General features: G+C 38.9%; 26 protein-coding genes. 14 read left to right on the forward strand and 12 right to left on the reverse strand.

Features of this window, described 5'->3' with window-relative positions; translation table 11 throughout:
- Nucleotides 1-149 precede the first annotated feature (149 nt).
- The 7 genes from GO621_RS06585 to GO621_RS06615 are packed head-to-tail and all read right to left on the reverse strand — an operon-like array spanning nt 150 to nt 6,883.
- The gene (locus tag GO621_RS06585; RefSeq protein ID WP_157565349.1) at nt 150-1,496 is read right to left on the reverse strand and encodes a DUF58 domain-containing protein; all 1,347 of its coding nucleotides are present in this window, start codon (nt 1,494-1,496) and stop codon (nt 150-152) included.
- 15 nt (nt 1,497-1,511) lie between these two features.
- Complete coding sequence (locus GO621_RS06590; protein ID WP_157565351.1) at nt 1,512-2,126, reverse strand: hypothetical protein; 615 nt, start codon at nt 2,124-2,126, stop codon at nt 1,512-1,514.
- Between the two features lie 26 nt (nt 2,127-2,152).
- On the reverse strand, nt 2,153-3,130 hold the full coding sequence (locus GO621_RS06595) for an AAA family ATPase (RefSeq protein ID WP_157565353.1): 978 nt from the start codon (nt 3,128-3,130) through the stop codon (nt 2,153-2,155).
- Nucleotides 3,130-4,329, reverse strand: a complete 1,200-nt coding sequence (locus GO621_RS06600) for a DUF4350 domain-containing protein (protein ID WP_157565354.1) — start codon at nt 4,327-4,329, stop codon at nt 3,130-3,132. Before GO621_RS06600 ends, GO621_RS06595 begins: the two co-directional genes overlap by 1 nt.
- Nucleotides 4,326-5,048, reverse strand: coding sequence for a DUF4129 domain-containing protein (locus GO621_RS06605; RefSeq protein WP_157565356.1), 723 nt, complete (start codon nt 5,046-5,048; stop codon nt 4,326-4,328). The genes GO621_RS06600 and GO621_RS06605 overlap by 4 nt, the downstream gene beginning before the upstream one ends.
- Nucleotides 5,049-5,051: 3 nt before the next feature.
- On the reverse strand, nt 5,052-5,930 hold the full coding sequence (locus GO621_RS06610; protein ID WP_157565358.1) for a glycerophosphoryl diester phosphodiesterase membrane domain-containing protein: 879 nt from the start codon (nt 5,928-5,930) through the stop codon (nt 5,052-5,054).
- On the reverse strand, nt 5,909-6,883 hold the full coding sequence (locus GO621_RS06615; protein WP_157565359.1) for a stage II sporulation protein M: 975 nt from the start codon (nt 6,881-6,883) through the stop codon (nt 5,909-5,911). The genes GO621_RS06610 and GO621_RS06615 overlap by 22 nt, the downstream gene beginning before the upstream one ends.
- Nucleotides 6,884-6,973: 90 nt before the next feature.
- Between GO621_RS06615 and GO621_RS06620 the strand changes: the two genes are divergently transcribed.
- Entirely contained in the window at nt 6,974-7,705 is a 732-nt protein-coding gene (locus GO621_RS06620) for an RDD family protein (RefSeq protein ID WP_157565361.1), read from the forward strand.
- Between the two features lie 7 nt (nt 7,706-7,712).
- On the opposite strand, the gene GO621_RS06625 is transcribed toward GO621_RS06620, so the two are convergent.
- A complete protein-coding gene (locus tag GO621_RS06625) occupies nt 7,713-8,009 on the reverse strand; it encodes a DUF2752 domain-containing protein (protein ID WP_157565362.1) in 297 nt (98 codons plus the stop codon).
- A gap of 48 nt (nt 8,010-8,057) precedes the next feature.
- Here GO621_RS06625 and GO621_RS06630 point away from each other — a divergent pair, with 48 nt between their 5' ends.
- The 4 genes from GO621_RS06630 to GO621_RS06645 all read left to right on the forward strand — a co-directional run bounded on the left by GO621_RS06630 (nt 8,058) and on the right by GO621_RS06645 (nt 13,367).
- A complete protein-coding gene (locus GO621_RS06630) occupies nt 8,058-9,488 on the forward strand; it encodes an L-serine ammonia-lyase (protein ID WP_157565364.1) in 1,431 nt (476 codons plus the stop codon).
- A gap of 139 nt (nt 9,489-9,627) precedes the next feature.
- Entirely contained in the window at nt 9,628-11,436 is a 1,809-nt protein-coding gene (locus tag GO621_RS06635) for a hydroxysqualene dehydroxylase (protein ID WP_157565366.1), read from the forward strand.
- A 49-nt stretch (nt 11,437-11,485) separates the two neighbouring features.
- Nucleotides 11,486-12,100 carry a DUF6989 domain-containing protein gene (locus tag GO621_RS06640; RefSeq protein WP_157565368.1) on the forward strand — a complete coding sequence of 205 codons (615 nt, stop codon included), beginning with the start codon at nt 11,486-11,488 and terminating at the stop codon, nt 12,098-12,100.
- A gap of 1 nt (nt 12,101) precedes the next feature.
- A complete protein-coding gene (locus GO621_RS06645) occupies nt 12,102-13,367 on the forward strand; it encodes an adenylate/guanylate cyclase domain-containing protein (protein WP_157565370.1) in 1,266 nt (421 codons plus the stop codon).
- Nucleotides 13,368-13,573: 206 nt separating this feature from the next.
- Here the strand turns inward: GO621_RS06645 and GO621_RS06650 are convergent, their stop codons facing one another.
- The 3 genes from GO621_RS06650 to GO621_RS06660 all read right to left on the reverse strand — a co-directional run bounded on the left by GO621_RS06650 (nt 13,574) and on the right by GO621_RS06660 (nt 15,807).
- Entirely contained in the window at nt 13,574-14,284 is a 711-nt protein-coding gene (locus GO621_RS06650) for an SGNH/GDSL hydrolase family protein (RefSeq protein ID WP_198170157.1), read from the reverse strand.
- A 20-nt stretch (nt 14,285-14,304) separates the two neighbouring features.
- On the reverse strand, nt 14,305-15,033 hold the full coding sequence (gene lipB / locus GO621_RS06655) for a lipoyl(octanoyl) transferase LipB (RefSeq protein ID WP_157565374.1): 729 nt from the start codon (nt 15,031-15,033) through the stop codon (nt 14,305-14,307).
- A 132-nt stretch (nt 15,034-15,165) separates the two neighbouring features.
- Nucleotides 15,166-15,807: a 4'-phosphopantetheinyl transferase family protein gene (locus GO621_RS06660; RefSeq protein ID WP_157565376.1), complete on the reverse strand. Its 642-nt coding sequence runs from the start codon at nt 15,805-15,807 to the stop codon at nt 15,166-15,168.
- Between the two features lie 72 nt (nt 15,808-15,879).
- Here GO621_RS06660 and dcd point away from each other — a divergent pair, with 72 nt between their 5' ends.
- The 3 genes from dcd (at nt 15,880) to GO621_RS06675 (ending at nt 20,031) form a co-directional block, all read left to right on the forward strand.
- Nucleotides 15,880-16,416, forward strand: coding sequence for a dCTP deaminase (gene dcd, locus GO621_RS06665; RefSeq protein ID WP_157565378.1), 537 nt, complete (start codon nt 15,880-15,882; stop codon nt 16,414-16,416).
- A gap of 80 nt (nt 16,417-16,496) precedes the next feature.
- Nucleotides 16,497-19,211: a TonB-dependent receptor plug domain-containing protein gene (locus GO621_RS06670; RefSeq protein WP_157565380.1), complete on the forward strand. Its 2,715-nt coding sequence runs from the start codon at nt 16,497-16,499 to the stop codon at nt 19,209-19,211.
- A gap of 130 nt (nt 19,212-19,341) precedes the next feature.
- A complete protein-coding gene (locus GO621_RS06675) occupies nt 19,342-20,031 on the forward strand; it encodes a hypothetical protein (protein WP_157565381.1) in 690 nt (229 codons plus the stop codon).
- Nucleotides 20,032-21,104: 1,073 nt separating this feature from the next.
- On the opposite strand, the gene GO621_RS06680 is transcribed toward GO621_RS06675, so the two are convergent.
- A complete protein-coding gene (locus GO621_RS06680; RefSeq protein ID WP_157565383.1) occupies nt 21,105-21,989 on the reverse strand; it encodes a hypothetical protein in 885 nt (294 codons plus the stop codon).
- 102 nt (nt 21,990-22,091) lie between these two features.
- On the opposite strand from GO621_RS06680, the gene GO621_RS06685 reads away from it, so the two are divergent.
- The 6 genes from GO621_RS06685 (at nt 22,092) to GO621_RS06710 (ending at nt 26,762) form a co-directional block, all read left to right on the forward strand.
- Nucleotides 22,092-22,373 carry an ATP-dependent Clp protease adaptor ClpS gene (locus GO621_RS06685; protein ID WP_157565385.1) on the forward strand — a complete coding sequence of 94 codons (282 nt, stop codon included), beginning with the start codon at nt 22,092-22,094 and terminating at the stop codon, nt 22,371-22,373.
- A gap of 149 nt (nt 22,374-22,522) precedes the next feature.
- The gene (locus GO621_RS06690) at nt 22,523-23,617 is read left to right on the forward strand and encodes an AI-2E family transporter (protein ID WP_157565386.1); all 1,095 of its coding nucleotides are present in this window, start codon (nt 22,523-22,525) and stop codon (nt 23,615-23,617) included.
- A gap of 63 nt (nt 23,618-23,680) precedes the next feature.
- A complete protein-coding gene (locus GO621_RS06695; RefSeq protein ID WP_198170158.1) occupies nt 23,681-24,346 on the forward strand; it encodes a DUF1345 domain-containing protein in 666 nt (221 codons plus the stop codon).
- A 51-nt stretch (nt 24,347-24,397) separates the two neighbouring features.
- The gene (locus tag GO621_RS06700) at nt 24,398-25,189 is read left to right on the forward strand and encodes an SDR family oxidoreductase (protein ID WP_157565388.1); all 792 of its coding nucleotides are present in this window, start codon (nt 24,398-24,400) and stop codon (nt 25,187-25,189) included.
- A 22-nt stretch (nt 25,190-25,211) separates the two neighbouring features.
- Nucleotides 25,212-26,225 (forward strand): Gfo/Idh/MocA family oxidoreductase, encoded by a 1,014-nt coding sequence (locus GO621_RS06705; protein ID WP_157565389.1) that lies wholly within the window; start codon nt 25,212-25,214, stop codon nt 26,223-26,225.
- Between the two features lie 42 nt (nt 26,226-26,267).
- Nucleotides 26,268-26,762 carry a TlpA family protein disulfide reductase gene (locus GO621_RS06710; RefSeq protein ID WP_157565391.1) on the forward strand — a complete coding sequence of 165 codons (495 nt, stop codon included), beginning with the start codon at nt 26,268-26,270 and terminating at the stop codon, nt 26,760-26,762.
- The last annotated feature ends 11 nt before the right edge of the window (nt 26,763-26,773 follow it).

Raw genomic sequence — 26,773 nt, forward strand, 5'->3', positions numbered from 1 at the left:
GCACTGTATGAAAGTATTATTCGAAAAAAAGAACCACATTAAAACCATTATCATTGATTGGGTTCTGTTAGAAGCACCGATTGTTATAACTGCCTTTTTATAAGTTTTAATAGTTTTAAAGACAACATGAATTTGTTGTTATTACTTGCTTAAATTTGTTGACGGGCTTTTATTTCCAAATATTTATTTACTGAATCTACCGTCACCTCCAGCGGATTACATAAAATAGATTGAATACCATACTGGTTCAATTCTTTTACCACTAACCTTTTTTCATACAAAAATTTTTCTGCAACCGTTTTGATGTAAACCTCTTCTACATCTGTAGCAGGTTTTTCTGTTATTTTTTCCAGTTCTGTATTTTTAAAGAATACGACCAAAAGTAAATGTAAACGGGCTATTTTCCGCAGATAAGGAAGTTGCCGTTCCATAGCTGAAAGACTTTCAAAATTGGTAAAAAAAACAATCAGGCTGCGTTGTTTAACAACCGTACGGACAGTAGTATAAAGCGCTTCCATGTTGGTTTCGAGATAACGTGTTTTCTCTTTATGAAGCACCTGTAAAATCTTATTCAATTGCCCGGAACGACGGTCCGCCGGAATTACCGCTCCTGTTTTTTCGGAAATAGTAATTAAACCAGCACGGTCTTCTTTTAACATAGCAATATTCAGGAGTGCAAGTGAAGCATTGATAGCGTAATCCAGCAGGCTTAATCCTTCAAACGGCATTTTCATTGCCCGCGATTTATCGATGATACAATACACATGTTGCGATTTTTCATCCGTAAAAGCATTAACCATCGTATCGCCTTTTCGGGCAGTTGCTTTCCAATTGATGGTCCGGTAATCATCTCCCGGAACATAATTTTTGATCTGCTCGAATTCCATACTATGCCCAATCCTCCTGATCTTTTTGATACCTTGTTCGGTTAAACGATTAGAAACAGCAAGCAATTCGTATTTCTGCATCTGCAAAAAAGAAGGATAAACAGGCAAAATTTCCGCCTGCGCAAAAGTGTAACGGCGACTAATTAAGGCTATCGGAGATTGTACATAAGCATGAATGTCACCAAATTCATATTCACCTCGTTTAGTAGGACGAAGCTGGTAATTGATCATTTTATGCTCGCGCGATTTTAGTTCGGTTTTAAACCAGACATCGCGCTTTTGAAACTGGAATGGAATTTCATCGATTAAACCCAAACTTACCGGGAAAGAATAAAAGTTCTCTACATAAATACCCAACTCATTTTCATCTCCATTGCTTAAACGTTCCGGTGCATTGCGGCGCGCAAAAAGTCCGTTCTCTGTACGATAAAGCAAAAACAAGTCAATAACAAGCAACAGCATCAATGCCCAGAAAAAGAACAACGGAATATCTCCCATCCAGCTAAAAAAAAAGGATAGTAAAAACAGTATCACGGCAACGGCCAATCCGAAGAACAGGCGGTTTCCCAGAAAAAGATTGTAATAAAAATTCGAGTAAATATTTTTCAATCTGTTTTCGATTTTTTAGCAAGGCATAAAGTAATCTATCCGAACCAATTTTCCATTTTTAAAAAATAACAGCCAGGAACCATCACTAAATCGTTCTGATAATGCCAGGCTTACAGAAACTGCTTTCCCTAATTTATCTACATCCAATTCCGTTTGGGATTTTACTGCGTTTGGAAATAATCTTTGTAATTCCAATAAGGTAGTGTTGTGGTTTAATCGGATGGTTTTCGTTTTTAAATCTAAACTAAACCGGCTTTCAAAATTTATTGATGTTACAACTGCTGTATCGCCATAAATTTCAATATTACTTTTCTTAATATAAGCCTGTTTAAAAGGCTTGTCATAAAAAGAAGTACAAATATTATCCATGTTTGGAACAACAATGCTATCAGGCTTTCCTAATAACTTATAAAGCAAAGTAGTTTTGGTGATTAAAGGAAGCTTACCGTTAATCCTTACTGAATTAAAATCAATATATTCTCTATTACCTGCTGAAAGGTTTTGCTTTACAGTGGTATCAATGCTTTTAGTAGCATTTGCAGCTTTACTATCAACCATTGCTACGTTTGTACTCGCGTTTCTGCAACTGATAAAACCGCCTAACACAAGTAAATATCGTAAATTTTTCATCGTTATAATTTAACCTAATGCTTCTTTTACCGGGGTATTTCTAACTTTTGAATGATTTGATGAACTACTTCATCCGGCGTTACACCTTCCATTTCCTTATCCGGAGAAAGCATAATTCGGTGCCGCAAAACAGCTGGAGTAACATAAATGATGTCATCCGGCGTAACAAAATCCCGTCCGCTCATGGCTGCAATTGCTTTAGCTGCGTTGATAATTGCTAAGGAAGCACGCGGCGAACCACCTAAATAAAGCGATTTACTGTTACGGGTTTCATGGATAATCCGTGCAACAAATTCCAGCAACTTGGGTTCTACGTGCAGACTTCTAACCTGATTACGATAAGTTTCTATTTGAGCAGCATTAAGAATGGGCTTGATTTCATCTAATTGTTCCGAAGTTTTTTGCTGATGATGTTGCTGTAGAATAGCTGTTTCTTCTTCCAGCGTAGGGTATTTTACTTCTATTTTAAACAAAAACCGGTCAAGCTGTGCTTCGGGCAAACGATACGTTCCTTCCTGATCAATCGGATTTTGCGTAGCCAGAATTACAAACGGTTCCTGCATTGGATAAGTGTTGCCATCAATGGTAACCTGTCGCTCTTCCATCACTTCAAACAAAGCCGATTGTGTTTTGGCTGGCGCACGGTTTATTTCATCTACCAAAACCACGTTCCCGAAAATCGGTCCTGGTTTAAATTCAAACCCGCTTTGTTTTGGGTTGAAAATAGAAGTTCCCAATACATCCGAAGGCATCAGATCCGGCGTAAATTGTATCCTCGAAAAATTAGTATCGATACATTTGGCCATCAGTTTTGCCGTTAATGTTTTGGCAACTCCGGGCACACCTTCAATCAAAACATGTCCGTTTGCTAAAATTCCGGCAATCAGCAGCGTAATCATTTCCTGCTGTCCGACTACTACTTTTGCCAGTGCGTTTTTGATTTCGGTAACTGATTGGTTTAATTGTGCGAGATCTGTTCTCGGGTTAAATATTTCTTCTTCCATTATAAGCCTGCTTGCTTGTAAAATTGTTCTGTTAAGTAATTGAGGTTGATTAACTCTCTGTCGGAAATTTGTTTTCCGGTTTGCACGTAATCTATATATTTAAAAATTTGTGCAACTGTTTCTGCATTTGCACCACTTTTACTGATCAGCGTTTCCATCAGTTCCTGGTCTAAAACGTTTGTTTTCAATTGATAACGGCTACGAATATGCTCCAGAAAGAAAGTAACTTTTTTAGAAGCGATATTTAAATTATTTCTCTGCTGATAATAAACCTGGCCAACAACTTTTACAAAATCTACCGTTGCATTTTGCAAGGGATCAGCAACCGGAATAATCCGCTGGCGGCGTTTTATCCCATACAACACAAAAAAAAGCAGGCTAAAAAGAGCCATAAAATAAGCCCGGCGTAATTCGGCATGACTTAAAAAAACACGCATGGGCGAGTCATCAGCATTTGCTGCCCCTGCAGACGCGTATTCATCCCAGATGATTTCTCCTTTCGCTGGAAGATAAGAAAGCGCTTTTGCTGCATAATCGCTTCCTGCTGGTTTTAAAAGATTATAGTTGATGAAATAATCCGGACTTGGCATCAGGTACAAAAAACCTTTTCCAAATTGATATCGAATAAAGTTACTGTGGTTATATTGATTTTTACCAAGAACAACGGCTTTGGAAGTGTCGAACTTGCTGAAATACTGATTGCCGATCTGCCTGTCGAACGCATAAATTTGCTTTGGTTTTAAGGCAGGATTTGTAAAACCGGTCTTTGTCTTTTTTTTGAATGAAAATGAAGGTTCGCTGTTAATCTTCAGCTTTAACGTATCGCTTAAAAATTGGCTTACATAAAAAGAGGCGATAAAAACAGCATTGCCTTTTTTGATGTAATTAATCATCTGCTCATAATCGTATTGGTCGATGTCGACTTTTGGGGCAACAATCAAATAAGTTCCTGGCCGATATCGATGTTCAGCTAAAGCATCATACAAAGTATTATAAACCGGCTGCCTGCTGCTGCGGATGGTTGCACCCGGAAAAATATCGTTTAACTGATGATATAAAATGAAAGTTCCATAAGGGATTTTATCCGTGTTGAGATAAGTTGGCTCCCAATCAACAGGTTTGGGCCGGTTGTATTGAACTACGCAATAAACAAGCAGCAATGAAAAAGCGATGATCAGATAGATTTTTAAGTCTTTCATCTCAACTTCGGATTGAATTGCTGAAATGAATTTCTGATCTGCTGAAAATGCTCCTGATCAACCTTAAAATCTCCGTACCAAACGTATTCAAACTGCCGGGTTAGCAAACCAAATTTCTGCTGCTGCTCCGGGTTTTTGAGTTCATGCAGATAAGCCTGATTGGTTTTATCGGCTTTCCACTGGATCGCTCCGGCGTCACTCAACTTCTTCAAACAATTTAAATAAAGCAACCTGACAGCCAAACGAAAATTACGATTGGAAATAGCTTTTTCTATTTCTTCCTCAAAAGAAATTTCATGAATATTTTCTATGGATTCCTGATAAGGAATTTCGACCGTACTTGTTTTACCGGTAAAAATCTGCATCATATCCATTCCCATTAGTTTCAGGACCATAAAAACCAATGCTCCCGCGCCCAAAATGATAAAAAGCAATTGCATGATGCTTCCGGTTACTTTCCCCGCCATTAAGTTGTCTATCCAATACCAGAACCATCGCCAGAACTGGTCCCATAAAGAAATCCCTTCGCCAGGATGATCAACATATTTAAAATCCCGATGCTGTCGGTAATCCTCCAGCGAAGCAGCATTAAAATGTCTGATAGTTAATGCGCTGCTATCTGTCTTCAAAACAGCCGATGCTTCTTTTACCGCATGTTTTTGGGTGGTAAAAGAAGCACTGATAAAAAAGCAGAAGAGCAGGCAGATTACTTTGTACATCGATCAATACTCTTCTTTTGGCAAACCGGCATCAGGATCGTTACTGCCGAATTTATTGATGCGGTCCATTAAACCCGTTCCTTCTTTCTTTTCGTTCAAATTAAAATAACACAAAGCAGCGGTTATAACAGGCAAGATCAAAAATACCTGGCAAAGGGCAGAAACAATAGTTGTAAGCATGAGACCGGAAGAACTGGGATGAGATTTGGCTATAAACATCGTACCAACAGAAAAGAGTGTTACCGGGATGATAAAGATCATCAAAGCTGCATAAGTAATGATCCAGATGACGACGATAGCGCCAAAAGTTTGCCACCAGTTTTCTTTAATTAATTGGAAACTGCGCGACCAGCTATAGCCAAAACCAGTATTTTCCATCACCATAACAGGCAATATCAGCATGAAGATGGGCGCAAGATAAAATCCGGGAACAAGACAAAGTGCGAAACCGATAACCAGACAAATCCCGATAAGCAAATAACTGCCCATCACCTTGAAAAAATAGTATTTAAAATAGCCCCATACTTCTTCGGTTTCTGGCGCTACATTTCCTTTTTCTTTATAAAGCGCGATAAAACAAAGCGGAACAAGTGTAATAGATGTATAAGATAACAAACCAAAAATCATGCTTAACAAATAAGTTATGCCAAACATGCCAGAGAACCTTGTAAAATAAGTATGCGGTGTTATAGGAGTTTGCATCGCACTAATCACTTTATTTTGCTGCAACAAAGCAACAACCAGGTTAGCCACAATAAAAAAGCCGCAAATGATAGCGTACGACTTTAATAAAGGTTTCCAGTTCTGGCTGATAAAAGTGAAGGTATCATTGATAATTTCACCGAAATCGCGGGTTTTTACTAATTCAATTTTAGGTTGCATATTGGTTTAGGTTGATTTTTTTTATGGAGATAATTGGGATAGATAATTACGTAAGCGATGATAAAAAGTAGTGATAAAAACAGTATCGACACGCTTAACCAAACCGGCATTCCGGTATGCCGCGTAACAAAACTTTCGAAAAAAGCAGCGGTAATAAAAATCGGGACCAAGCCAATTACCATTTTAGTCCCGTCTTTAGCGCCGCATTTAAAAGAATCTATACGATTATAAGTTTTAGGAAATAATATGCTTTTCCCTAACACCAGGCCGGCAGCTCCGGCAATAATAATGGAAGATATTTCTAAAGTTCCATGGATCCAGATCACCAGAACGGATTGTAAGCCAAGACCTTTACTAAAAAAATAATACTCGAAAGAGCCAAGCATAATGCCGTTCCTGATCAAAGCATAAATGCTGCCGAGCGAGAAAAAAACGCCTCCCACAAAACAATAAAAAGCGACAAAAATATTATGAGAAGCGATTTGAAAAAACATGCTGAATTCGTTTTGCCGTTTGTAAACGCCAAAAGGGTCGCCTTTGGCAATGTTTTCATTCGTCATGTTTACATAGCCGTTCCCTAAAATTAAACGAAGGAAACTATTGTCGTACTTGGCAGACAAAGCGCCCATCAAAGCAAAAACAACCGTAAACAAAAAAGCATAAAGTAATTGCAGTTCGTACTTTTTAAAAAGCAAAGGCAGTTCAAACTTCCAGAAAGAAATAAAACGGCTGGATTTTTCTTTTTTGTTCTGGTAAATTGATTGATGTAAACGCGCCGTTAATCCGTTTAAATAAGCGGTAGTTTTTGATTGCGGATAAAAGGTTTTGGCATAAGCCAGATCATCTGTCAAACTGATGAAACGCTCGGCCAACTCATCCGGGTCCGGCGTTTGCATCTGTTCATACTTTTGCCACCTTTCCGAATTTTGTTTGATAAATAAAGCTTCCCGCATGCTTCTTTTAGGGTATAAATTCTTCGATAACCGGCTTTTAATTCTTTGGTAAGATAATTATTTCCATCAATAAAAATATATTTGTTATTGATGGAAACCATAAAAATAACAACCAGCCAAAATATTGAAATTGATTACGAAGTTGCCGGTCTGGGCGAACGTATTGTTGCCCGGCTTATTGACTTTGGTATTTTTATTTTGATCCTGATTGCTGGTGGCATAATAGCTGCTTTAAGTGGCAGCGTGATGGAAAGAATCAGAATATTCGGATATGCATTTGTTGGTTTGTACATTGCATGGTTGGTTAGCCTGGTTTTTTATGATCTGGTTTGCGAAGTTTTTTTAAACGGACAAAGTGTTGGCAAAAGGATCATGAAAATTAAAGTGATCAGTTTGGATGGCGCACGTGCAAGTTTAGGTCAGTACATCATTCGCTGGCTGTTTCGCATTGTAGATTTCTTGATTACTTTTCAGTTAGCTGCGCTGATTGCTGTTATCGTCACCAAAAACAAACAGCGTATTGGTGATCTTGCTGCCGGTACAACTTTAGTGAGCACTAAATCCCGGACGAATGTTAATCAGATTGCTTTTGCTCCTGTTCTGCCGGATTATGTGCCGGTTTTTAAGGAAGTAAATCAGTTAACAGATCGCGATATTGTATTAATCCACGAAGTGATCCAAAATAATAATCCGGTGCTGATACATAATATGGCAAACCAGATTAAAACACATCTTTCTGTTGTTTCATCGTTTGACGATCTGCGTTTTTTACAAACTATTATGCATGATTATAATTTTATAATGGCAAAGATGGAGTTATAGGAATCTTTTATAATCTGCCTTGCACAACTTTAAAAGCATAAGAAACCGTTACAACAGTAACTGCAACCGCAAATAAAGCACGGGAAATCCTTCCTTTCTGATCCAACTGAATTTTTACTTTTAACAATAAAAACAGTGCTAAAAGAAGTATCGGAATTGTTGCCGGATAAAAATGAAAACTTTCCAATAAACGTCCTTTTAACAAAGCAATAAAAGAGCGCTGAAAACCACAGCCGGGACAATCAATCCCTGTTAATTGCTTAAACGGGCAATGCAGTAAATATTTTTCAACGCTTTTATCCATCGATCCAGGTTTAAGGAAACATCGTTTTTAAAAGTAGTAAATTTGGAAATGCAAAAAGAGCAGATTTCGGTTTTTGATATGTTTAAAATTGGTATCGGGCCTTCCAGCTCGCATACTTTGGGCCCCTGGCGCGCCGCGCAGCAGTTTGTACAATTGCTGGAAAACCAGGGTTTGCTTCAACAGGTTATCCAGATCAAAATACTGCTTTACGGTTCATTAGCTAAAACCGGGAAAGGCCACGGGACTGATATTGCCGTTTTATTAGGTTTAAGCGGAGATGATCCGGTTACGTTTGATGTAGATCAGATCGGACCCAAAATTGAAAACATCCGATTATCACAACAACTATTTTTAGGCGGTAAAAGAAGCATTCCTTTCCGTATGGAAGATGATCTGCTTTTCCTGATGAACAACAGCCTGCCTTATCATCCAAATGCCGTTACTTTTCAGGCTTTTCTGGATAATGATAAAGCTGTTTCCGAAACTTATTATTCTGTTGGCGGCGGTTTTGTGGTGAAAGAAGGCGGTCAGCAAACTTCTGCAAAACCGGAAGTTGATTTGCCTTTTCCAATCGAAACTGCCGGTGATTTATTGCATTGGTGTTTAAAAACCGGCATTAAAATTTCTGATATTGTAATGGAAAACGAATTAGCCTGGCGCAGCGAAGCAGATATAAAAACAGGTGTGCTGCAATTTTTCCAGGTGATGAAAGAATGTATGTACCGCGGCTGCCATACTTCGGGCTATCTTCCCGGAGGATTAAATGTAGCACGGCGTGCAGCACGTTTAAATAAACGCATTCTGGGTGATACTATTTACAACGATTACGATAGCTGGATTGCTGCCATCAAAGCAAAAGGCAACAATTTCCAATATATATTGGATTGGGTAAGTTGTTTTGCTTTGGCGGTTAATGAAGAAAATGCCTCATTCGGACGAGTAGTTACGGCGCCCACCAATGGCGCGGCAGGTGTTATTCCGGCTGTACTTCATTATATGATTATTTTTTGTGATAAAAACAGCATGGATGATATTATCCGGTTCCTGTTAACCGCTTCAGAAATTGGCAGCATCTTTAAAAAAGGCTCGACCATTTCTGCTGCTATGGGCGGTTGTCAGGCCGAAATCGGTGTTTCTTCAGCTATGGCAGCAGCAGCTTTAACGGAATGCCTGGGAGGATCACAACGGCAGGTTTTAATGGCTGCCGAAATTGCCATGGAACATCACTTGGGCATGACCTGCGACCCGATCGGCGGATTAGTACAAGTTCCATGTATTGAAAGAAATACGATGGGTACAATTAAAGCCATTACGGCATCGCAATTAGCTTTACAAAGCAACCCTGACAGTGCAAAAGTTAGTTTAGATGCGGTGGTGAAAACGATGTGGGAAACTGCGCAGGATATGAACTCGAAATACAAGGAAACTGCGGATGGCGGACTGGCCGTTCAGGTTTCGCTAAGTATGAAAGAATGCTGATTTTTAGGTGGTAAAAGAAGCATTTAAAATTATGCTGACAATATTTTATTTTTACTTATAAATAATCAGTTAAAAATCTTTTTAAATTATTTACAATTTTACTACCTTTTGAAATTAATTTCCATTAAAGTTAATTTTCATGGCTAAGAGGGTTATTATTCTTGGTGGTGGCATTGCAGGGATGAGTGCTGCCCATGAACTTGTTGAAAGAGGTTTTGAAGTGGAGGTTTTAGAACGGCATAAACAATTGCCGGGAGGAAAAGCACGCTCTACACCTATTTCTGATCTGCCAACTGAGAATAGGCAGCCCTTGCCCGGTGAACACGGCTTTCGTTTTTTCCCCGGATTTTATCGCCACATAACAGATACGATGAAGCGTATCCCATTCAAAAATAACCCGAATGGCGTTTACGATAACTTAATCGAATGTTCCCGCATTATGATGGCGAGAATGGGGCAAACACCCATTTATGCACCCGGGAACTTTCCCAGGTCTTTTAGTGATTTACTGCTGATTATACATGACATTTTTCATACACAATCTGGCCTTTCGCCAGGAGAATCTAAAGTAATCGCTAAAAAAGTGTGGCAGTTAATGACGAGCTGCGAAGAAAGGCGTACCAATGAATATGAACATATTGGCTGGTGGGAATTTACAGAAGCGGATAAATACAGCGAAAGCTACAGAACACTTTTTGTAAATGGCCTTACACGTACTTTGGTGGCTGCAAAAGCAGAAAAAGCCAGTACCAAAACCGGCGGCGATATTTTTCTGCAATTACTCTTTAACATGGCCAACCCTTCTGTTCGTACCGACAGGATTTTATGCGGCCCTACCAACGATGTCTGGTTGTTCCCCTGGCTGGAGTATTTAAAAGGCAAAGGCGTTGGCTATCATTTCGATCAGTTTGTGGAATATTTGGAGTTTGAAAATGGTACCATCACAGGGGTTTGTACTTCTTCTGATAGCGCAGGAAAGCAAAAGTTTACCGGAGATTACTACTTATGCGCTTTGCCTGTAGAACGTGCGGCAAAACTAATGCAATATAACCCGGAAATATACAAGTTGGATACTTGCCTCGATGATATTGCCACTCTTGCAAATGATGTGGCCTGGATGAACGGCATCCAATTTTACCTGCTTAAAGATGTAAGCATCAATAAAGGCCATATCATTTTAGCTGATTCGCCCTGGGCACTTACTGCCATATCGCAAATACAGTTTTGGAAAGATTTCGACATTAGCCAATATGGAACAGGCGATGTTAGAGGGATTATTTCTGTAGATGTTTCCAACTGGGATGTTCCCGGGCTCATCTATAATAAACCCGCTAAAGATTGTTCTCAAAAAGAAGTAATTGCCGAAGTATGGGAACAAATGAAGCAAAGTTTTAACCGGAGCGGGGAGATTATTTTAGAAGACAGCAACCTGAAATGTGCCAATATAGATTGCGACATTATTTTTAGAGATGATGTATTAGACGCTAATGCCCCGTCTGTAAATGGAAACAACAATCAGCCGATTAGATTTGGTACAAACAGCTGCGATAAAAACGAAGAACCCCTATTAGTTAATGAAGTTGATACCTGGGTGCTAAGAAGGGAAACCTATACAGATATTCCAAATCTGTTCCTGGCATCAGATTATATCAAAACCAATACCGATTTGGCTACAATGGAAGGGGCAAACGAAGCAGCAAGAAGGGCTGTAAACAACATCATTGACCGGTCTGGCAAAAAAGTACCGTTTTGTAAAGTCTGGAAATTGCACGAACCCGACTGGCTGCTGTATTATAAATGGCTCGACAGGAGAAGGTATAGAAAAGGCTTGGCATGGAAAATAAACGAACCTTTACTCGGCAGGTTTTTAAATTCGATATTCAGTCTGTTTAAAAAAGCAAAAAATGTTACAGCCAACAGCCTCAGCACCGCCTTATCAAAAAACTGAGCTTTCGAATCCTTTTTCTTTAAAAAGGATCATTTTCAGTTTAACTGTTATGATTATAGCCATTGGTATGCTTGTTTATGACAGCATGAAACATATTGGCTGGATCAGTGCCGAACACTGGGGCCTGGTTTTTTTTATTGTTTACCTTTTTTATACCGCCATTACCTTTGATAAGGTTTATCAATTGCTTTGCATATTTTCTATTATAGCAGGTTTTACAGAATTGCTTGCAGACCATTATCTTGTTGCTTATACCAATACGCTTGTTTATCCCTTAAAAGAACCTGCCCTCTGGTCATCGCCTTATTACATGCCTTTTAGCTGGGCGGTGGTGTTGATACAAATTGGTTATTTAGGCTGGCTTATCTCAAAAAAAACAGGGGTTTTAATAAGTGGTTTAATTATGATAGCTGTAAGCGCCGTTATTATCCCATTATATGAAAGCTGGGCAATTAAAGCCGGATGGTGGGACTATCAGCATTGCAAAACCTGGAAAAGCGTTCCTTATTACATTTTTATTGCCGAAGGATTATTAATGTTTACCGTTCCCTGGTTTTTATCAAAAGCAGAAAATAAAAACATGGTTACAATAGCAGGCTACGGCATATTACAAGGCCTGGTTATGCTTTTTGCCTGTATTATTGCCATATTAATTACGGGGTAAAATGGTTTCAAAAATTATTAACTGGTTTATTCTCGACAAGTATAAAAAAGATCCCGACACCTACCGGTCGGTAAGGATTACAGTATCTGTAATTTTAAGTACAATGCTTTTTTCAACCAGCTTTATGCTCCAAAGCTTGTACATGCATTTTACAGCAGGTATTTATGCCATGATTTTTAATGCCCTTGGCTTTTTAATACTTCCTTTTCTTTTTAAAGCCGGACTTTCATGTAAAGCAACTGCACATTTATACATCTTTATAGGAACAGTTGGTGTGTTGATCTGCGTGTTTTTTACAGGCGGCAGTTCCTCTCACATTTTATTCTGGATGATCGTTTTGCCATGTATTGTCCTGATGATCTCGGACTTAAAAAGCGGGCTTATCTGGACGGCTGTTTCTATAACCAGTATTATTATTCTTTATCTGATGAAATTTTATGGTTATAAATTTCCTGATTTTTTCGATACCATTTCTGCAAACAACTATCTGATAAAAAAACTGTCTGATACCGTTGGCCTGGTATTGATCATGTTTTTAATTACGACTGTTTTTGAGCAGCAAAAAAAATACATGCTCGAAAAACTCGATCAGAAAAATAAAATTATTGAAGCCGAAAAAGAAAAATCAGAACAATTACTGCTTAATATTTTACCGGCCGACATCTCTTTAGAACTGAAAGAAACCGGCAAAACAAAAGCTTACAGTTATGAAATTGCAACAGTAATGTTTGCCGATTTTGTAAATTTCACCTTAATTGGAGAAAAACTTAGTCCGGAGGAACTGGTATATGCCATTGGCGAATACTTTGAAGCTTTCGACAACATTATTGAAAATAACGGGATCGAGAAAATAAAAACTGTTGGCGATGCTTATATCTGTGCGGCCGGTCTGCCCATACCAACCACAGATAATGCAGTGGTAATGATACATGTTGCACAATGTTTTATTAATGCGGTGGAGGAACTGAAAATAAAAAGGCTAACAGCAGGAAAAGAGGTTTTTAATATCAGGATTGGCATTAATACCGGCCCGTTGGTAGCGGGCGTAGTCGGTATTAAAAAATTTGCTTACGATATTTGGGGAGATACCGTTAATACAGCAGCACGCATGCAGGAAAAAGGCTTACCTAACCGTATTAACATTTCCGGTTCTACTTATGCACTGGTAAAAAACGAGTTTGATTGCGAATACCGGGGCAAAATCGAAGCTAAAAATAAAGGGCAAATTGATATGTATTTTATTGAAGGACCTACCTGCCTTTCATGACAAAATCCCCGCATTTGTTTAAATTTTGTTCTGTCTGTTTAATGCTTCTTTTACCAGGTAAAAATTGGCAAACGGTTATTTTCAGCCTGAATTAAAGGTTAAACAAATTTTAATGGCATAAAAGAAGCATGCTGAAATTTATTTCAACACGAAACAATAAACAATATTATAAGGATTGCCGGAATAAGAAACCCGGATTTAAACAGTTATTTTAAGCCCGCAACTACCTGGGGCGCTAATAATTTAACCCACATTAAATACATCAAACCCGAAGGGTGCAACCCATCATCTGCCAGTAAAGTAGTGTCTGTTGCTGCCTTTCGCGAAACATCAGTTATGTTTAAATAATTAACACCTAACTTATTGCTTTCCCTTTCATTAATGGCATTAAAAACATCTATCTGTGCTTTGATGGTAGCGATGTTGCGCCCGGAAGTAAGGGCAAATGGCGTAACAGACCAATCGGGAATAGACAGCACAAATACATGTTTAGGATTGCTTTTAGCATAAAGAACAGACGTATTCACTAAGTCATCAAAATCAGTCCGGTAAGTTGCAGTATCGCCATTCTGAAACTGATTATTTACACCAATAAGCAAAGTAACAAAGCTGAATTTTTTAGTTATGGCCGAATCTGCAATAGCCCTTTTTAAATCGGCAGTTGTCCAGCCGGTGCGTGCAATAATAAGCGGATCGGTAACATAAAAGTTGTTACTTCTTAGTTGCGATGCTAATTGAAAAGGAAAAGATTGTGTGTATGGAACAGATTGGCCGATAGTATAAGAATCGCCCAAAGCAAGATAACTTATCGTGGTATCGACCGTGTTAATAACAGGCAGCGCAACAACAACAGCTACGGGGACTGTAGTTGCAGCTATTTGTTGTTTTTTGCAGCCAGCCATAACTGCAATCGCCATTAATATGCTTCCTACTATTTTCATATCACTTCCATATCAAATAATACGGAAATATGGTGTTTCAGGATTTTTTTAACTTCATCAATATTTACTTCTTTGCCTAACTCTTTTTGCATTGAAGTTACTGCTTTGTCTTCTATTCCGCAGGGAATAATATTTTTAAAATAATCGAGGTTTGGGTTGATGTTAAAAGCCAAACCATGCATCGTAACCCAGCGGCTGCACCGAACGCCCATTGCACATATTTTTCTAGCTTTCTTTGGATCGGCAGCATCCAGCCAAACACCGGTATAACCCGGATAACGTTCTGCTTTAATGCCAAAATCTGCCAAAGTTAAAATAACAGCTTCTTCCAATGTGCGGAGATATAAATGAATATCCGTAAAAAAATTATCTAAATCTAAAATCGGATAAACCACTAACTGGCCGGGGCCATGATAAGTAATATCGCCGCCGCGGTTAATCGGATAAAATTTGGCGTGTTTTTCTTGCAGTTGCTTTTCTGATAATAACAAATGTTCCGGTTTGCCGCTTTTGCCCAAAGTATAAACATGCTGATGCTCGCAAAAAATTAAATAATTGGGCGTTACTGTTTTTATGCCGGTAAAAGAAGCATCGTCTTCTCCACGGTTGCGGCTTTCTGTTTTTAGCTTTACGGTTGCTGCAAAAATTTCTTCCTGCCTGTTCCAGGCTTGCTGGTAATCTATCAAACCCCAATCTTCAAAAAAAACCTGCTTGTTCTTGCTCATGTTAAAAGTTGATGGTTCATGGTTAATTGGTAAATGGCCAAGTAGTTGATGGATTATGGTTCATGGTAAACCAAAGTAATGGATGCCCGTTTTTCCGCTCTTCGTTCTCTCATTCTTCTCCGCTCCCAATTCTTACACCTCCTTTGCATACCCGATCATATACCCGTTAAATGGCAGATATTCTACTTCAAAATCCAAATCCACCTCGTCATTTCTGATTTTAGCGCAGAAAATACCTTCCTCCTGATAATCAAATTCCTCCAGAAAAATATGGTGTAAAAAAGAAATTTCCTTCCGTCCGTAACATTTATAAACCGCTTCTTTTGCACACCAGCAGGCGTATAATTGCTTGATATGATGTTCTGGTTTGATAAATGCCAGTTCATCAGGCCGCAAAAACTTTTTAGCGATCCGCTCCACTTTCAGGTCAATTCTTTCAACATCGATCCCAACCGGCTTGCTTTTGCTGATCATCACCGCCGCATAATCAAAAGAATGGCTGAAAGAGATATGATAAGGGATGGAAGTTAGATAAGGCTTCCCGTGCTCATCTACCTTACAATCAATGTATTCTTCGGTGTTCAGCATTTTGCGCAGCAGCACGCGCGTGCCCAGCCAGTGTAAATAACGTTTGCCATTGCTCAGGTTTTGTATAAAGGCTTTTTCACCTTCATCCAACTGTAATTGTTGATACAACTCTTCGGCATTTTCTTCAATTTTCCAAAGGGCAAATTCGGTGTCGTTATCCACCTTTTTACGATAAGCAATCCCCATGAAGTAAAGTTGCGAAAAGGATAGCAATATATTTTAAAATATTCTAATTTAGGTTCCGCATCTTCGCACCTTATGATTCTTTCAGACAAACTTATTTTACAGGAAATTGAACAGGGAACAATTATTATTGAACCTTTTGACCCAACTTGTTTAGGCACTAATTCTTATGATGTACATCTTGGTAAATATCTGGCCACTTATAGAAACCGTGTTTTAGATGCCAAACAGCATAACGAAATCGATCATTTTGAAATCCCGAAAGAAGGTTTCCTGCTTCAGCCCAATACTTTATATTTAGGTGTAACGGTAGAATATACCGAAACGCACCGGCATGTACCATTTTTAGAGGGTAAAAGCAGTACCGGAAGATTAGGGATTGACATTCACGCCACAGCAGGAAAAGGCGATGTTGGCTTTTGCAATACCTGGACGCTTGAAATTTCGGTTACACAACCCGTACGCATTTACCCGGGAATGCCCATTGGCCAGTTAATTTATTTTGTGGTGGAAGGAGAAATAGAAACACTGTATAATACCAAAGCCAATGCCAAATACAGTAAACCTACCACAAGGCCCGTAGAAAGCATGATGTGGAAAAACCAGTTTTAGCAATTGTAATCTATGCGTTACAAAAGCTTTTTATTAAAAATCGGCGTTTACTTAGTATCTTGTTTCCTTTTGTTAAACCTATGAAATTAAAGCGTTTTTTGACTATTTGCCTGCTGCTTCTGGCAACAGGAATACTGGGTTTTGCTGTTCAGCAGGATGACCCTCTAAAAAAGATTTTAACCCAATTACAGAAGTTTAACGATGATTCTCCTACAGAAAAAGTTTACCTGCAGTTAGATAAACCTTATTATGCCATTGGCGATCTGATTTATTTTAAAGCCTACACTACCATCGGCGGCAAACATCAGCCTTCGGGCTTGAGCAAGATTTTATATGTAGACCTGATCAACGAAAAAGATTCTGTTAAACAATCGCTGCGTTTGCCAATGGCTGCCGGTTTAAGCTGGGGCAATTTTACTTTAGCCGATACTTTGCAGGAAGGCAATTACCGGATACGCGCTTACACCCAATGGATGCGCAACTTTGGCGAAGATTATTTTTTTGATAAAACCATCAGCGTTGGCAATGCCATTTCTAATACTGTTTTTACCACGGTAAATTATCAGTTTACTACCGAGAATGGCGTACAAAAAATAAACGCTGTTATTAATTATGCTGATTTAAACAACAAGCCTTGTGCAGATAAAGCGGTAAGCTACCGCGTACAATTAGATTTCCGGACGGTTTTAAAAGGAAAAGGCACAACCGATGCCAACGGAAACCTGAGCATCAGTTTCAGTAATCCGCAGCCTGCTTCTTTAAAATCAGGACAAATTATTACCAATATTACAACTGATGATAAAAAAACAGTGGTAAAAACAGTACCGGTTAAAGCAACATCCAATGATGTAGATGTGCAGTTTTTTCCGGAAAGCGGCGATCTGGTAAATGGCATCCGCTCTAAAGTTGCCTTTAAAGCAGTTGGCGCAGATGGTTTAGGCATCGCCATAAAAGGAAGCGTTTTTAACAACACCAATAACGAAGTTGCTAAAATAAGCACGCAGCATTTGGGAATGGGCGCTTTTATGCTTTTCCCGGAAACAGGCAAAACTTATACAGCAAAAATTACCTTTCCGGATGGTTCTGAAAAAAACTATGACTTGCCAAAAGCTTCTGACCAAGGTTTTGTACTAAGCGTTGGCAATACCGATCCTGAATTTATTAACCTGCATGTTTCGGTTAGCAATGAAACTTTTAAGCTAAAGCAAAATACAGATATTATGGTAGTGGGCCAGTCTGGCGGCGATGTTTATTACACTGCCAAAAGCAAGCTGGAAAGCCAGTCTTTCTCTGCCCGGATTCCTAAAAGCCGCTTTCCTTCCGGCATTGCACAATTTACTTTGTTTACGCAGGAAGGCGAGCCTTTAAACGAGCGGATTATTTTTGTAAACAATCCCGATCAGCTTAAAATTAATGTAACTTCTCCGGAAACTACTTCGCCCAGACAAAATGTAAAACTTGATTTCACGGCTCAAAATAAAGATAAGGCACCTGTTGTAGGCAGTTTTTCTGTTGCCGTAACAGATGAAACCAAGGTCCCGGTTAACGAGGATAAAGAAAGTACCATCTTATCCAACTTACTTTTAACATCCGATATAAAAGGTTACATCGAACAGCCCAACTACTATTTTGCACATACAGATGAAAAAGCACAGGCAGATTTAGATGTGCTGATGCTGACACAAGGTTACCACCGCTTTGCCTGGCGGATGCTGATGGGCAACAGTTTTCCGCAGCTTACTTATCAGCCGGAAAAATCGATGTCTATTGCCGGGATTGTGAAAACTTTAGGCGGAAAACCGGTTCCGAAAGGAAAAGTTACTTTGTTTACCACCACAAAAGGCGCGTTTTTGCTGGATACGGTAACGGATGCAAACGGCAGGTTTAAGTTTGATAATTTAATTTTTCCTGACAGTATTCGTTTTGTAATACAGGCACGCGGCGTAAACGGCAAAAAAAATGTAGAAATTACTTTGGACAATGTCCCGCAACAGTTTGTAACCAAAAATAAAAATGCACCCGATGTTTCTATCAACTTAAACCGTGACCTGGCTGCTTACCTGCAAAACAGCAAAGCGCAGTACGATGACTTGCGAAAATATGGCTTGGTTAACCGCACCATTGTTTTAAAAGAAGTAACCATTACCGAGAAAAAAGAACCGCTTAAAAACTCCTCTAACTTAAACGGCCCGGGCAATGCCGATCAGATTATAAAAGGCGATTTGTTTGAGCAAATGGGCTGTGCTACAATAGACCAATGTTTGCAGGGCAGGTTATTAGGGGTGATTTTCAGGAACGGAATACCTTATTCTACCCGTAGTTTTAATACACCCATGCAAATAATTGTGGACGGGATTTATATGGAACCCGATTACCTTACTACAATTAACCCGCTTGATATTGCAAGTATTGAAGTTTTGCGTACCATAGGTTATACTTCTATTTATGGCGGCAGGGGCAGCGGCGGCGTGCTGGTTATCAATACCAAACGCGGAGACGATCCCAGTTATTCTTTCCAGCGATATGCACCCGGTATTGTAACGTATAACCCAAAAGGCTTTAGCCGGGGCAAAGAGTTTTATTCGCCTAAATATGACGACCCGAAAACCAATAAAGCCGTGGCCGATTTACGGACAACCATTTACTGGAACCCGAATTTAATTACCGATAAAGATGGTAAAGCTACTTTCAGCTTTTTTAATGCAGATAGCAAAGGCACTTATCGCGTAGTGATAGAAGGTATTGATGATGCAGGAAATCTGGGCAGGCAGGTTTACCATTATAAGGTGGAGTAAGTTTTTGGGTGGTAAAAGAAGTATTAGGGTTGAAGTTTTAAGCTGTTAAGGATAATTCAGCAATATTAATTCTGTAAAAAAGGGATTGTAAAACTCATACAGGCAAAATTAATAAATCAACATTCATCTTATGAAACAAATCCTTCTGTTAACCTTTTTAACAGCACCGTGTATAGCTAAACTATTTGCACAAAATGCAAATAGTATTCGTGCTTTTGAAGCTGCTGAACATATTGGTAAAACAGTGACCGTAACAGCAACTGTAATAAATGTTAAACATATTCCACAATCTAAAACAATATCATTAGGCTTAAGTGATTGGCGTAATAAAGACGAATTACTCACTCTTGTAATCCATCAAAAACATTATTCAAAATCCTATTATAATTACTTACGAAGCTTAAATGGGAAATTAACCATGTTTACAGGAAAGGTGCTTTTGTTTAAAGGCCAACTAACGATTAACATGGAGGGAAGTATGACGAAAATTGGAATCAGCGAAATAATTCCAATTAATATTGGCGTGCCTATTGTACCTATATCTGTCCCTTTAAAAGATGTGCATAAGTATATTGGAGAATATGTTTCAATCTGCGACATGGCTTATGATTATAAAATAGTTGGAGACAGTGTGTTTTTAAATGTAGGGGCAAATTATCCTAACCAAAACATCACTGTTAGTGTTTCGCGTAAAGTTTTACCCAGACCAGAAGAAATAAACGGTAAGCGCATCTGCTTTGATGGTATAATAACGTTACTTGATAACAGACCAACGATTTCAATTAATGAGAAGCAGCGTAATAACATAAATGTTAAATAAGATGAAGTTGTTTAAACTTTTAGGCTTCGTTTAAATAGGTACAAGGCCCTTCGATAGGTTCAGGACCGTGCCCATGCTTCTTTTACCGGATAAAAATTGGTGTTTGCCTGCATTTAAATAATCAAAAAAACAATGGTCAACATTTTTAGGTGATAAAAGAAGCATCAGCCTAAAAATCAAAAAACCAGGGCCTGTTTAAAATTTATTCCCTAATTTTTTGTATGCCCTTTTTTTGGCTAAAGCCGCTGCCTGTGTTTCTACCACCCACGGCCTGAAGGCCGTGGCAATTTTAAAGCGTAGTTTTTACGACAACCTTTGTTTACCAATGCTGGATTGCCCTGTGCGGACAGGACGCCCGGGCCATGTTCTAATTATTGGCGGTTGCCACGGCCTTCAGGCCGTGGACAAAGGATAACCGGCAACGGGCTTTAGCTAAAACATTTAAAAAAATCATGGCACAAAAGGGGCATCAAACAAAAGGACAAAATTTAAACAGGCCCTAACATTTTTGAGGTGATAAAAGAAACATCAACTACAGAAATTAAAAACCAGCGGTTAATATTTTTTAAGCGATAAAAGAAGCATCAACCTAAAAAAAATGGGCCAGAAAAAAAAGTTTAAACAACTTCAAGATTAAAACCCCTGCTGGTTCTAATTTTTCAATTCCGCTTTGTATAAAAGAAGGATAAAACGGATTTATGTAACGGAAAGGACTTTGACAGAAATAATGGAAATGATTTCTGTTTGACTTGGATTTCTAAGCCAATGATTTTTAATCACCTTGTCGCTTAGTTTATTGCAAAATGTGGAGTAAATTTTTAGGTGATAAAAGAAGCATTTGTATTAATAGAAAAGGTATAAGTTATTTTAATTGGATTAGAAAAATTCTCCTGCCCGGGTTTGTAACCCGAGACCTTTGAACTAATGATTTTTAATCATTTTAAAACTAATCGAAACTTTTGCCTTAAAAGAAGCATCAACAAAAAAAGTTGTTTTAATATAACCAAGAACGGCTTTTATTTGATGCAGTTTTTTATAATACTGGATGCAATTCATATAAATCGCCCCTACATTTACCACACAAATTTATCCTTAATTTCTACCGTTTTTGCCTGGTCGCTGCTGCTGCCATAATTACCCTGGCTTCCACCCATACCGCCGCCACGTCCGCCGCGCATGCCGCCACCGCCGCCCCTCATCCCACCACCACCGTTCATGCCACCGCCACGCATACCGCCACCGCCCATGCCACCCATTCCGCCTGCTTCTCCTGAAGGGCGTAAACCATCGTGGCTGCCTTTTGCAGCACTAAAACTATTGATTTTGATATCAAATAGCCAGGGCTTGCCATTTGTATTATCGATATGCAACATTTTTATCGGTATAGCTGCTTCGTACACCAAAGCGCCTTTATCATCCATATTCAATACTGTTTTTATGCCATAAGTATTGGCGGTGGTAATATGGTCGGTTTCAATATCTTTAAATCCTTTTACTTCTATATCGCGCAGCTTCAGTAAATCTGCTTTGCGCTGTTCTTCCATATTTTCCTGTTTTAACTGCTGCTCGGTAATGGCGTTATCCATTTTAGGCATTACATATAAGCTGTTTTCATCCTGTTCCGGCGAAGGAAAAGTTAAACTATAAGTTTCTTTCTTTTTTCCCTCGGGATTAAAAGCTAAGGTAATCCCGTTCCGCATGGCCTGCTCCTGCTGCCCGCGGTTTTCAATCCGGATTGCAAAATAGAGGTTCTCCTTATCGTCTGCAAAACCATAATGCAGCCTTTTCGCTTCATTGTAATAGTTCAGGCTGTCGCCCCAATCTTTTAAATTGCCATCAACCTGGATACTGTGTTCCGGCTTGCTAATAATTTTAAGGTTTGATTTAGATTGGGAAAAAACATGCGAAACTGATACTGATAGTACAGCGGACAGCAGGAAAAAAGAAAGGGTTTTCATTTGCAGGATTATGAATTTTTTCGTTCAGACTAATTTTAAAACAAATGGTTTTAGGTATTTTTCAAATATCCGATTTTTATTTTCGTTAGATTTGCTATCAATATGTCAACAGAGATTAAAGAAGAAAGCTTCACCCTGGAAGAATTGTTGGCCGGCTTAAAAGAAAGCCACCGGCTGATATTATGGAATGACGAGGTCAACTCTTTCGATCATGTAATTTACTGCTTAATGAAGTATTTGGATTACAACGATGCCCAGGCAGAAAAAATTGCCTGGGAAGTACATACCAAAGGAAAATGCGCTATTTTAGAAGGCTCTTTTACAGAAGTAGAAGTTTACCGCAAAATTTTACAGCAGGAAGGCCTAACAGTTTCGGTAGAATAAACCGGGGCATACTTCTTTTACCGGCATAAAAACTTAAACCTTATCGGGTTAATGCGGTTATGCTATTTTAACTTAGTACCAAACCTGCAACAGCTATCCATTTTTTATCATGGTAAAAGAAGCATTTGCATTTATAAAGCCCAGAAAATATGCTCATCAAACAATACCCGTTTTACCTTAAATCTACCGTTATCCTGTTTGGGGTATCACTTTTTGTAATGGTGCTTTACATGCTGGCCGACCTGCTGGTGCCTCTGGGTTTCTCTATTTTATTAGCTATTCTGCTCAACCCCTTATACAACAAGCTTAGGCATTTTAAAATAAACAAGGTTGTTGCCATTGCACTCACCCTGCTGGGCCTGGTTATTTTTATAGCTGCGGTATTGTATTTTCTATCTTCGCAAATGATCCAGTTTGGCGATACTTTACCCGCATTAAAAGCTAAAGGCGGACAAATTATTATCCAGATAGAAGCATGGATACAGCATACTTTTGGAATGAGCATCCAGAAGCAGATGCAGTTATTAAATGAAGCAGCCAACAATAACAAAGGCTTGGTTGGCCAAACTATCGGAAGTTTATTTGGCCTGTTCAGTGTACTATTTTTAATACCTGTCTATATTTTTTTACTGTTATTTTATAAAAAACTGATCCTTAATTTTTTGTACGAGGTTTTCTCCGAAGAAAACACACAAAGTGTAGCCGAAATTTTAAACCAGACCAAAACTGCTATTCAAAGTTATATTGTTGGTTTACTGATTGAAGCATTAATTGTAGCCGTTCTTAATGCTGCTGCTTTGTTTTTGTTAGGTGTAAAATATGCATTACTGATAGGTGTTATTGGCGCTATTTTAAATATGCTGCCTTACATTGGCGGCATTATTGCCATTGCATTGCCTATATTAATAGCAACGGTAACTAAAGATGGGTACGGCACGCAATTAGGCATCATCATCGCTTACTCTGTTATACAGTTTATTGATAATAATATTTTGGTCCCGCGCATTGTTTCTTCCAAAGTACAAATCAACGCCTTGATTTCTATTATTATTGTTTTGTTAGGCGGCGCTTTGTGGGGCGTTTCGGGCATGTTCCTTTCTATTCCGATGGTTGCTGTGTTAAAAATTATTTTTGACCGGATTGAGGACCTTAAACCCTGGGGGAAATTATTGGGAGATGAAATACCAACGCAGCACATGGGCCAGATTTGGAAACTACGGCGTAGAAAAAAAATTGTAGCTTAAATACTTCTTTTATCCCCTAAAATACTGTAACCGCAACTACTTTTTTAAGTTCAACCAAAACCAATGGCAAAAAAAAATGTAAAATACGTAGATGCCCATCACCGGCAAATTATTGCACTTGCTGCTGCATTAATTACTTACTTTTTTACGCGTAAGTTAGCATTACCAATCAATTTAATGCTTACATGGATTAGCTATGCCTTTAGTATTTTATTCATAAGCTGGATTTTTATTCTCTCCACACATCCAAAAGATGTTAGAAAAACAGCTAAACTGGAAGATTCGAGTTTAACGTTTATCTTCTTTTTTATTGTTTCTTCGGCTTTTGCAAGCTTGTTTGCCGTTGTTTTGCTTTTGCAATCGATTAAAGGAAAATCTCCCGAACAAATCACAGCTCACGTTATGCTTTCTATTGCTTCCGTTGCAATTTCCTGGTGGCTAACACATACTGTTTTTACCATACGTTACGCACATCTTTATTATGGTGACAGAGATGGAATAGAGGGATATGATGGCGGACTGGATTTTCCGAAAGAACCAGAACCTGATTATATGGATTTCGTTTATTTCGCTTTCGTTATCGGGATGACGTTCCAAGTTTCTGATGTCGAGATCAGTTCCCGCAAAATCAGGAGGTTAGCTTGGGCACACGGTATCTTATCTTTTGTTTTTAATACCGTAATTGTAGCTTTGAGTATCAACATCATCTCCGGATTATTTGCACATTAAAAGAAGCATTAGGTTGATTTCCACTTAAAAATTCAAGATCAAATTATTTTTATGGAACTTGGTATCAAAAATAAAGTAGCAGTGGTTTTAGCTGCAAGCAAAGGATTAGGCCGCGCAGCAGCAGAAACTTTGGCAGCCGAAGGTGTGCGGGTAGTAATCGGTTCGAGAAACAAAGAAGATCTTGAAAAAACAGCACAGGAAATCAGCGAAAAAACAGGAAGCCAGGTGATCGGTATTCCGGTAGATGTAACCAATGCGGCACAAGCAGAAGATTTTATTGCAAAAGCAGCCGAACATTTTGGGCAGATTGATATTTTGGTAAACAACGCCGGCGGACCGCCTTTTGGGCCAGTAGAAAGTTTTGATGAAAGCCAATGGCAAGCTGCTTTTGAACTGAATTTATTAAGTACCGTGCGGATAACGCGCTTAGTATTGCCACATCTTAAAAAAACCGGCAGCGGCAGGATCATCAATATCGTCAGCATGTCTGTTAAATCGGTACTGGATAATTCTGTGCTTTCTACCAGCATCCGAATGGGCGTGGTTGGCATGGCTAAAATGCTGGCTGATGAAGTTGGGCCGGACCAAATTACAGTAAACAATGTTTGCCCGGGAATGATTTTAACTGACCGTATCCGAAGTTCAGGCATCAAAAAAGAACTGGAAGCAGGCATGACGGAAGAAGAAGCATTACAGTCAAGAGCCAAAAATATTCCATTACGAAGGATTGGCAAACCGGAAGAATTAGCCGCTTTAATTGCATTTTTAGCATCAGAAAAAGCTTCGTACATTACCGGCACCACTATCCAGGTGGATGGCGGCGTGGTAAGAAGCATTTTTTAATACATCAATTTAAATTCTCAAAATGGATCAACCTATCAAAACCGGCTTATTGGCTTTCGGCATGTCTGGCCGCATATTTCATGCACCTTTTTTAAATGCAAATCCTGGTTTTAGCCTGGAAGCTGTTGCAGAGCGGCATACCAAAAAAGCTGCCCAATTTTATCCAAACATAAAAAGTTATGATACTTTAGAAGAAGTGATCAACCATCCGGACTTGGAACTGGTCGTAGTAAATACGCCAAATTACACGCATTTTGAATTGGCAAAACAAGTATTACAAGCAGGCAAACATGTGCTGATTGAGAAACCAATTGCTGCAACGGCAGCAGAAGCCAAAGCATTATTTGATTTAGGCCGGGCCGTAAACCGCGAAGTTTTTGTTTACCAGAACCGCCGTTGGGACAGTGATTTTAAGGCGGTAAAAGAAGTATTGGAAATGAATTATTTAGGGAAACTGATTGAAGTTCATTTTAGATACGACCGCTGGCGGCCGGAAATTGGGCCGAAAGCATTTAAAGAAAAGCCAATGCCTGCAAGCGGGATCTTGTATGATTTAGGCCCGCACTTATTAGATCAAGTCATTAGTTTGTTTGGAAAACCCATCGCTTTCAGTAAAAATACCGGCAGTTTCCGTCATTTAACAGAAGTTCCTGATTATACCTCCGTTCATCTTCAATATCCTGAAAACCTTAATATTTTTGTAACGGCAAGCTTACTGGTGGCCAACCCTTTACCTGCTTTTGTAATACATGGAACACGTGGTAGCTTTATAAAAAAGCGTGCTGATGTACAGGAAGCACAGTTAGACAAAGGCATGTCGCCTTTAGATTTGGCTTATGGCTTGGAAGAACCCGGAATGGACGGCGAACTAACCTGCATCGACCCGGAAACTGAAACGATGGAAGCAACTAAAATCCCTTCCATGAAAGGTGATTTTATGGCTATTTTTGATGCCGTTTATCACAGTATCTGTGAAGGAAAACCTTTTCCGGTAACGGAAGAAGATATTCTGACACAGTTAGCGATTATTGAATAAAAACAGGTGCTAAAAACAGCATCGCTAAAACAAATTCCCTGCATGAAACCCTTATATTTTTTATTCCTGTTCCTTGGTTTTACTTTAACCGCCTGCTCGCAGGATGCACCGCTCAACAAAGATATTCCGCCGTATAAAATCCTTACTTCTGATAGTGTTTATGTTACGCCTGCCAATCTTAAAAAGAATATACCGGTAATGATTATGTACTTTGCGCCCGATTGCCCGCATTGCCAGCACATGACGATGGAAATCACCAAGCACATTAAAGAATTTGGCAATACACAAATTGTGATGATCAGCTTTGTTAATCCGCAGGTACAGTTTAAAGCGCTTCCTAAATTTGTGAAGGATTACCAGCTTCAAAAATATCCAAACATACTTGTAGGAACAGAAGGATATACCTATGTAGTACAGAAATTTTATCAGGTAAGAACTACGCCATACTTTGCTGTTTATGATAAAAAGCATAAGCTGGTAGAAACTTTTGCTAAAATCCCTGAAGTACAGGATTTAGTTAAAGCAGTTAAAGAGTAATTTTTATCTGG

The sequence above is a fragment of the Mucilaginibacter arboris genome (assembly GCF_009754915.1).
Classification (GTDB): domain Bacteria; phylum Bacteroidota; class Bacteroidia; order Sphingobacteriales; family Sphingobacteriaceae; genus Mucilaginibacter_A; species Mucilaginibacter_A arboris.

Excerpts from the sequence above, each read along its gene's own strand:
- GO621_RS06590 (WP_157565351.1), bottom strand. The coding sequence starts at position 2,126 with ATGAAAAATTTACGATATTTACTTGTGTTAGGCGGTTTTATCAGTTGC.
- GO621_RS06595 (WP_157565353.1), bottom strand. The coding sequence starts at position 3,130 with ATGGAAGAAGAAATATTTAACCCGAGAACAGATCTCGCACAATTAAAC.
- GO621_RS06600 (WP_157565354.1), bottom strand. The coding sequence starts at position 4,329 with ATGAAAGACTTAAAAATCTATCTGATCATCGCTTTTTCATTGCTGCTT.
- GO621_RS06605 (WP_157565356.1), bottom strand. The coding sequence starts at position 5,048 with ATGTACAAAGTAATCTGCCTGCTCTTCTGCTTTTTTATCAGTGCTTCT.
- GO621_RS06610 (WP_157565358.1), bottom strand. The coding sequence starts at position 5,930 with ATGCAACCTAAAATTGAATTAGTAAAAACCCGCGATTTCGGTGAAATT.
- GO621_RS06615 (WP_157565359.1), bottom strand. The coding sequence starts at position 6,883 with ATGCGGGAAGCTTTATTTATCAAACAAAATTCGGAAAGGTGGCAAAAG.
- GO621_RS06620 (WP_157565361.1), top strand. The coding sequence starts at position 6,974 with ATGGAAACCATAAAAATAACAACCAGCCAAAATATTGAAATTGATTAC.
- GO621_RS06625 (WP_157565362.1), bottom strand. The coding sequence starts at position 8,009 with ATGGATAAAAGCGTTGAAAAATATTTACTGCATTGCCCGTTTAAGCAA.
- GO621_RS06630 (WP_157565364.1), top strand. The coding sequence starts at position 8,058 with ATGCAAAAAGAGCAGATTTCGGTTTTTGATATGTTTAAAATTGGTATC.
- GO621_RS06635 (WP_157565366.1), top strand. The coding sequence starts at position 9,628 with ATGGCTAAGAGGGTTATTATTCTTGGTGGTGGCATTGCAGGGATGAGT.
- GO621_RS06640 (WP_157565368.1), top strand. The coding sequence starts at position 11,486 with ATGATTATAGCCATTGGTATGCTTGTTTATGACAGCATGAAACATATT.
- GO621_RS06645 (WP_157565370.1), top strand. The coding sequence starts at position 12,102 with ATGGTTTCAAAAATTATTAACTGGTTTATTCTCGACAAGTATAAAAAA.
- GO621_RS06650 (WP_198170157.1), bottom strand. The coding sequence starts at position 14,284 with ATGGCGATTGCAGTTATGGCTGGCTGCAAAAAACAACAAATAGCTGCA.
- lipB (WP_157565374.1), bottom strand. The coding sequence starts at position 15,033 with ATGAGCAAGAACAAGCAGGTTTTTTTTGAAGATTGGGGTTTGATAGAT.
- GO621_RS06660 (WP_157565376.1), bottom strand. The coding sequence starts at position 15,807 with ATGGGGATTGCTTATCGTAAAAAGGTGGATAACGACACCGAATTTGCC.
- dcd (WP_157565378.1), top strand. The coding sequence starts at position 15,880 with ATGATTCTTTCAGACAAACTTATTTTACAGGAAATTGAACAGGGAACA.
- GO621_RS06670 (WP_157565380.1), top strand. The coding sequence starts at position 16,497 with ATGAAATTAAAGCGTTTTTTGACTATTTGCCTGCTGCTTCTGGCAACA.
- GO621_RS06675 (WP_157565381.1), top strand. The coding sequence starts at position 19,342 with ATGAAACAAATCCTTCTGTTAACCTTTTTAACAGCACCGTGTATAGCT.
- GO621_RS06680 (WP_157565383.1), bottom strand. The coding sequence starts at position 21,989 with ATGAAAACCCTTTCTTTTTTCCTGCTGTCCGCTGTACTATCAGTATCA.
- GO621_RS06685 (WP_157565385.1), top strand. The coding sequence starts at position 22,092 with ATGTCAACAGAGATTAAAGAAGAAAGCTTCACCCTGGAAGAATTGTTG.
- GO621_RS06690 (WP_157565386.1), top strand. The coding sequence starts at position 22,523 with ATGCTCATCAAACAATACCCGTTTTACCTTAAATCTACCGTTATCCTG.
- GO621_RS06695 (WP_198170158.1), top strand. The coding sequence starts at position 23,681 with ATGGCAAAAAAAAATGTAAAATACGTAGATGCCCATCACCGGCAAATT.
- GO621_RS06700 (WP_157565388.1), top strand. The coding sequence starts at position 24,398 with ATGGAACTTGGTATCAAAAATAAAGTAGCAGTGGTTTTAGCTGCAAGC.
- GO621_RS06705 (WP_157565389.1), top strand. The coding sequence starts at position 25,212 with ATGGATCAACCTATCAAAACCGGCTTATTGGCTTTCGGCATGTCTGGC.
- GO621_RS06710 (WP_157565391.1), top strand. The coding sequence starts at position 26,268 with ATGAAACCCTTATATTTTTTATTCCTGTTCCTTGGTTTTACTTTAACC.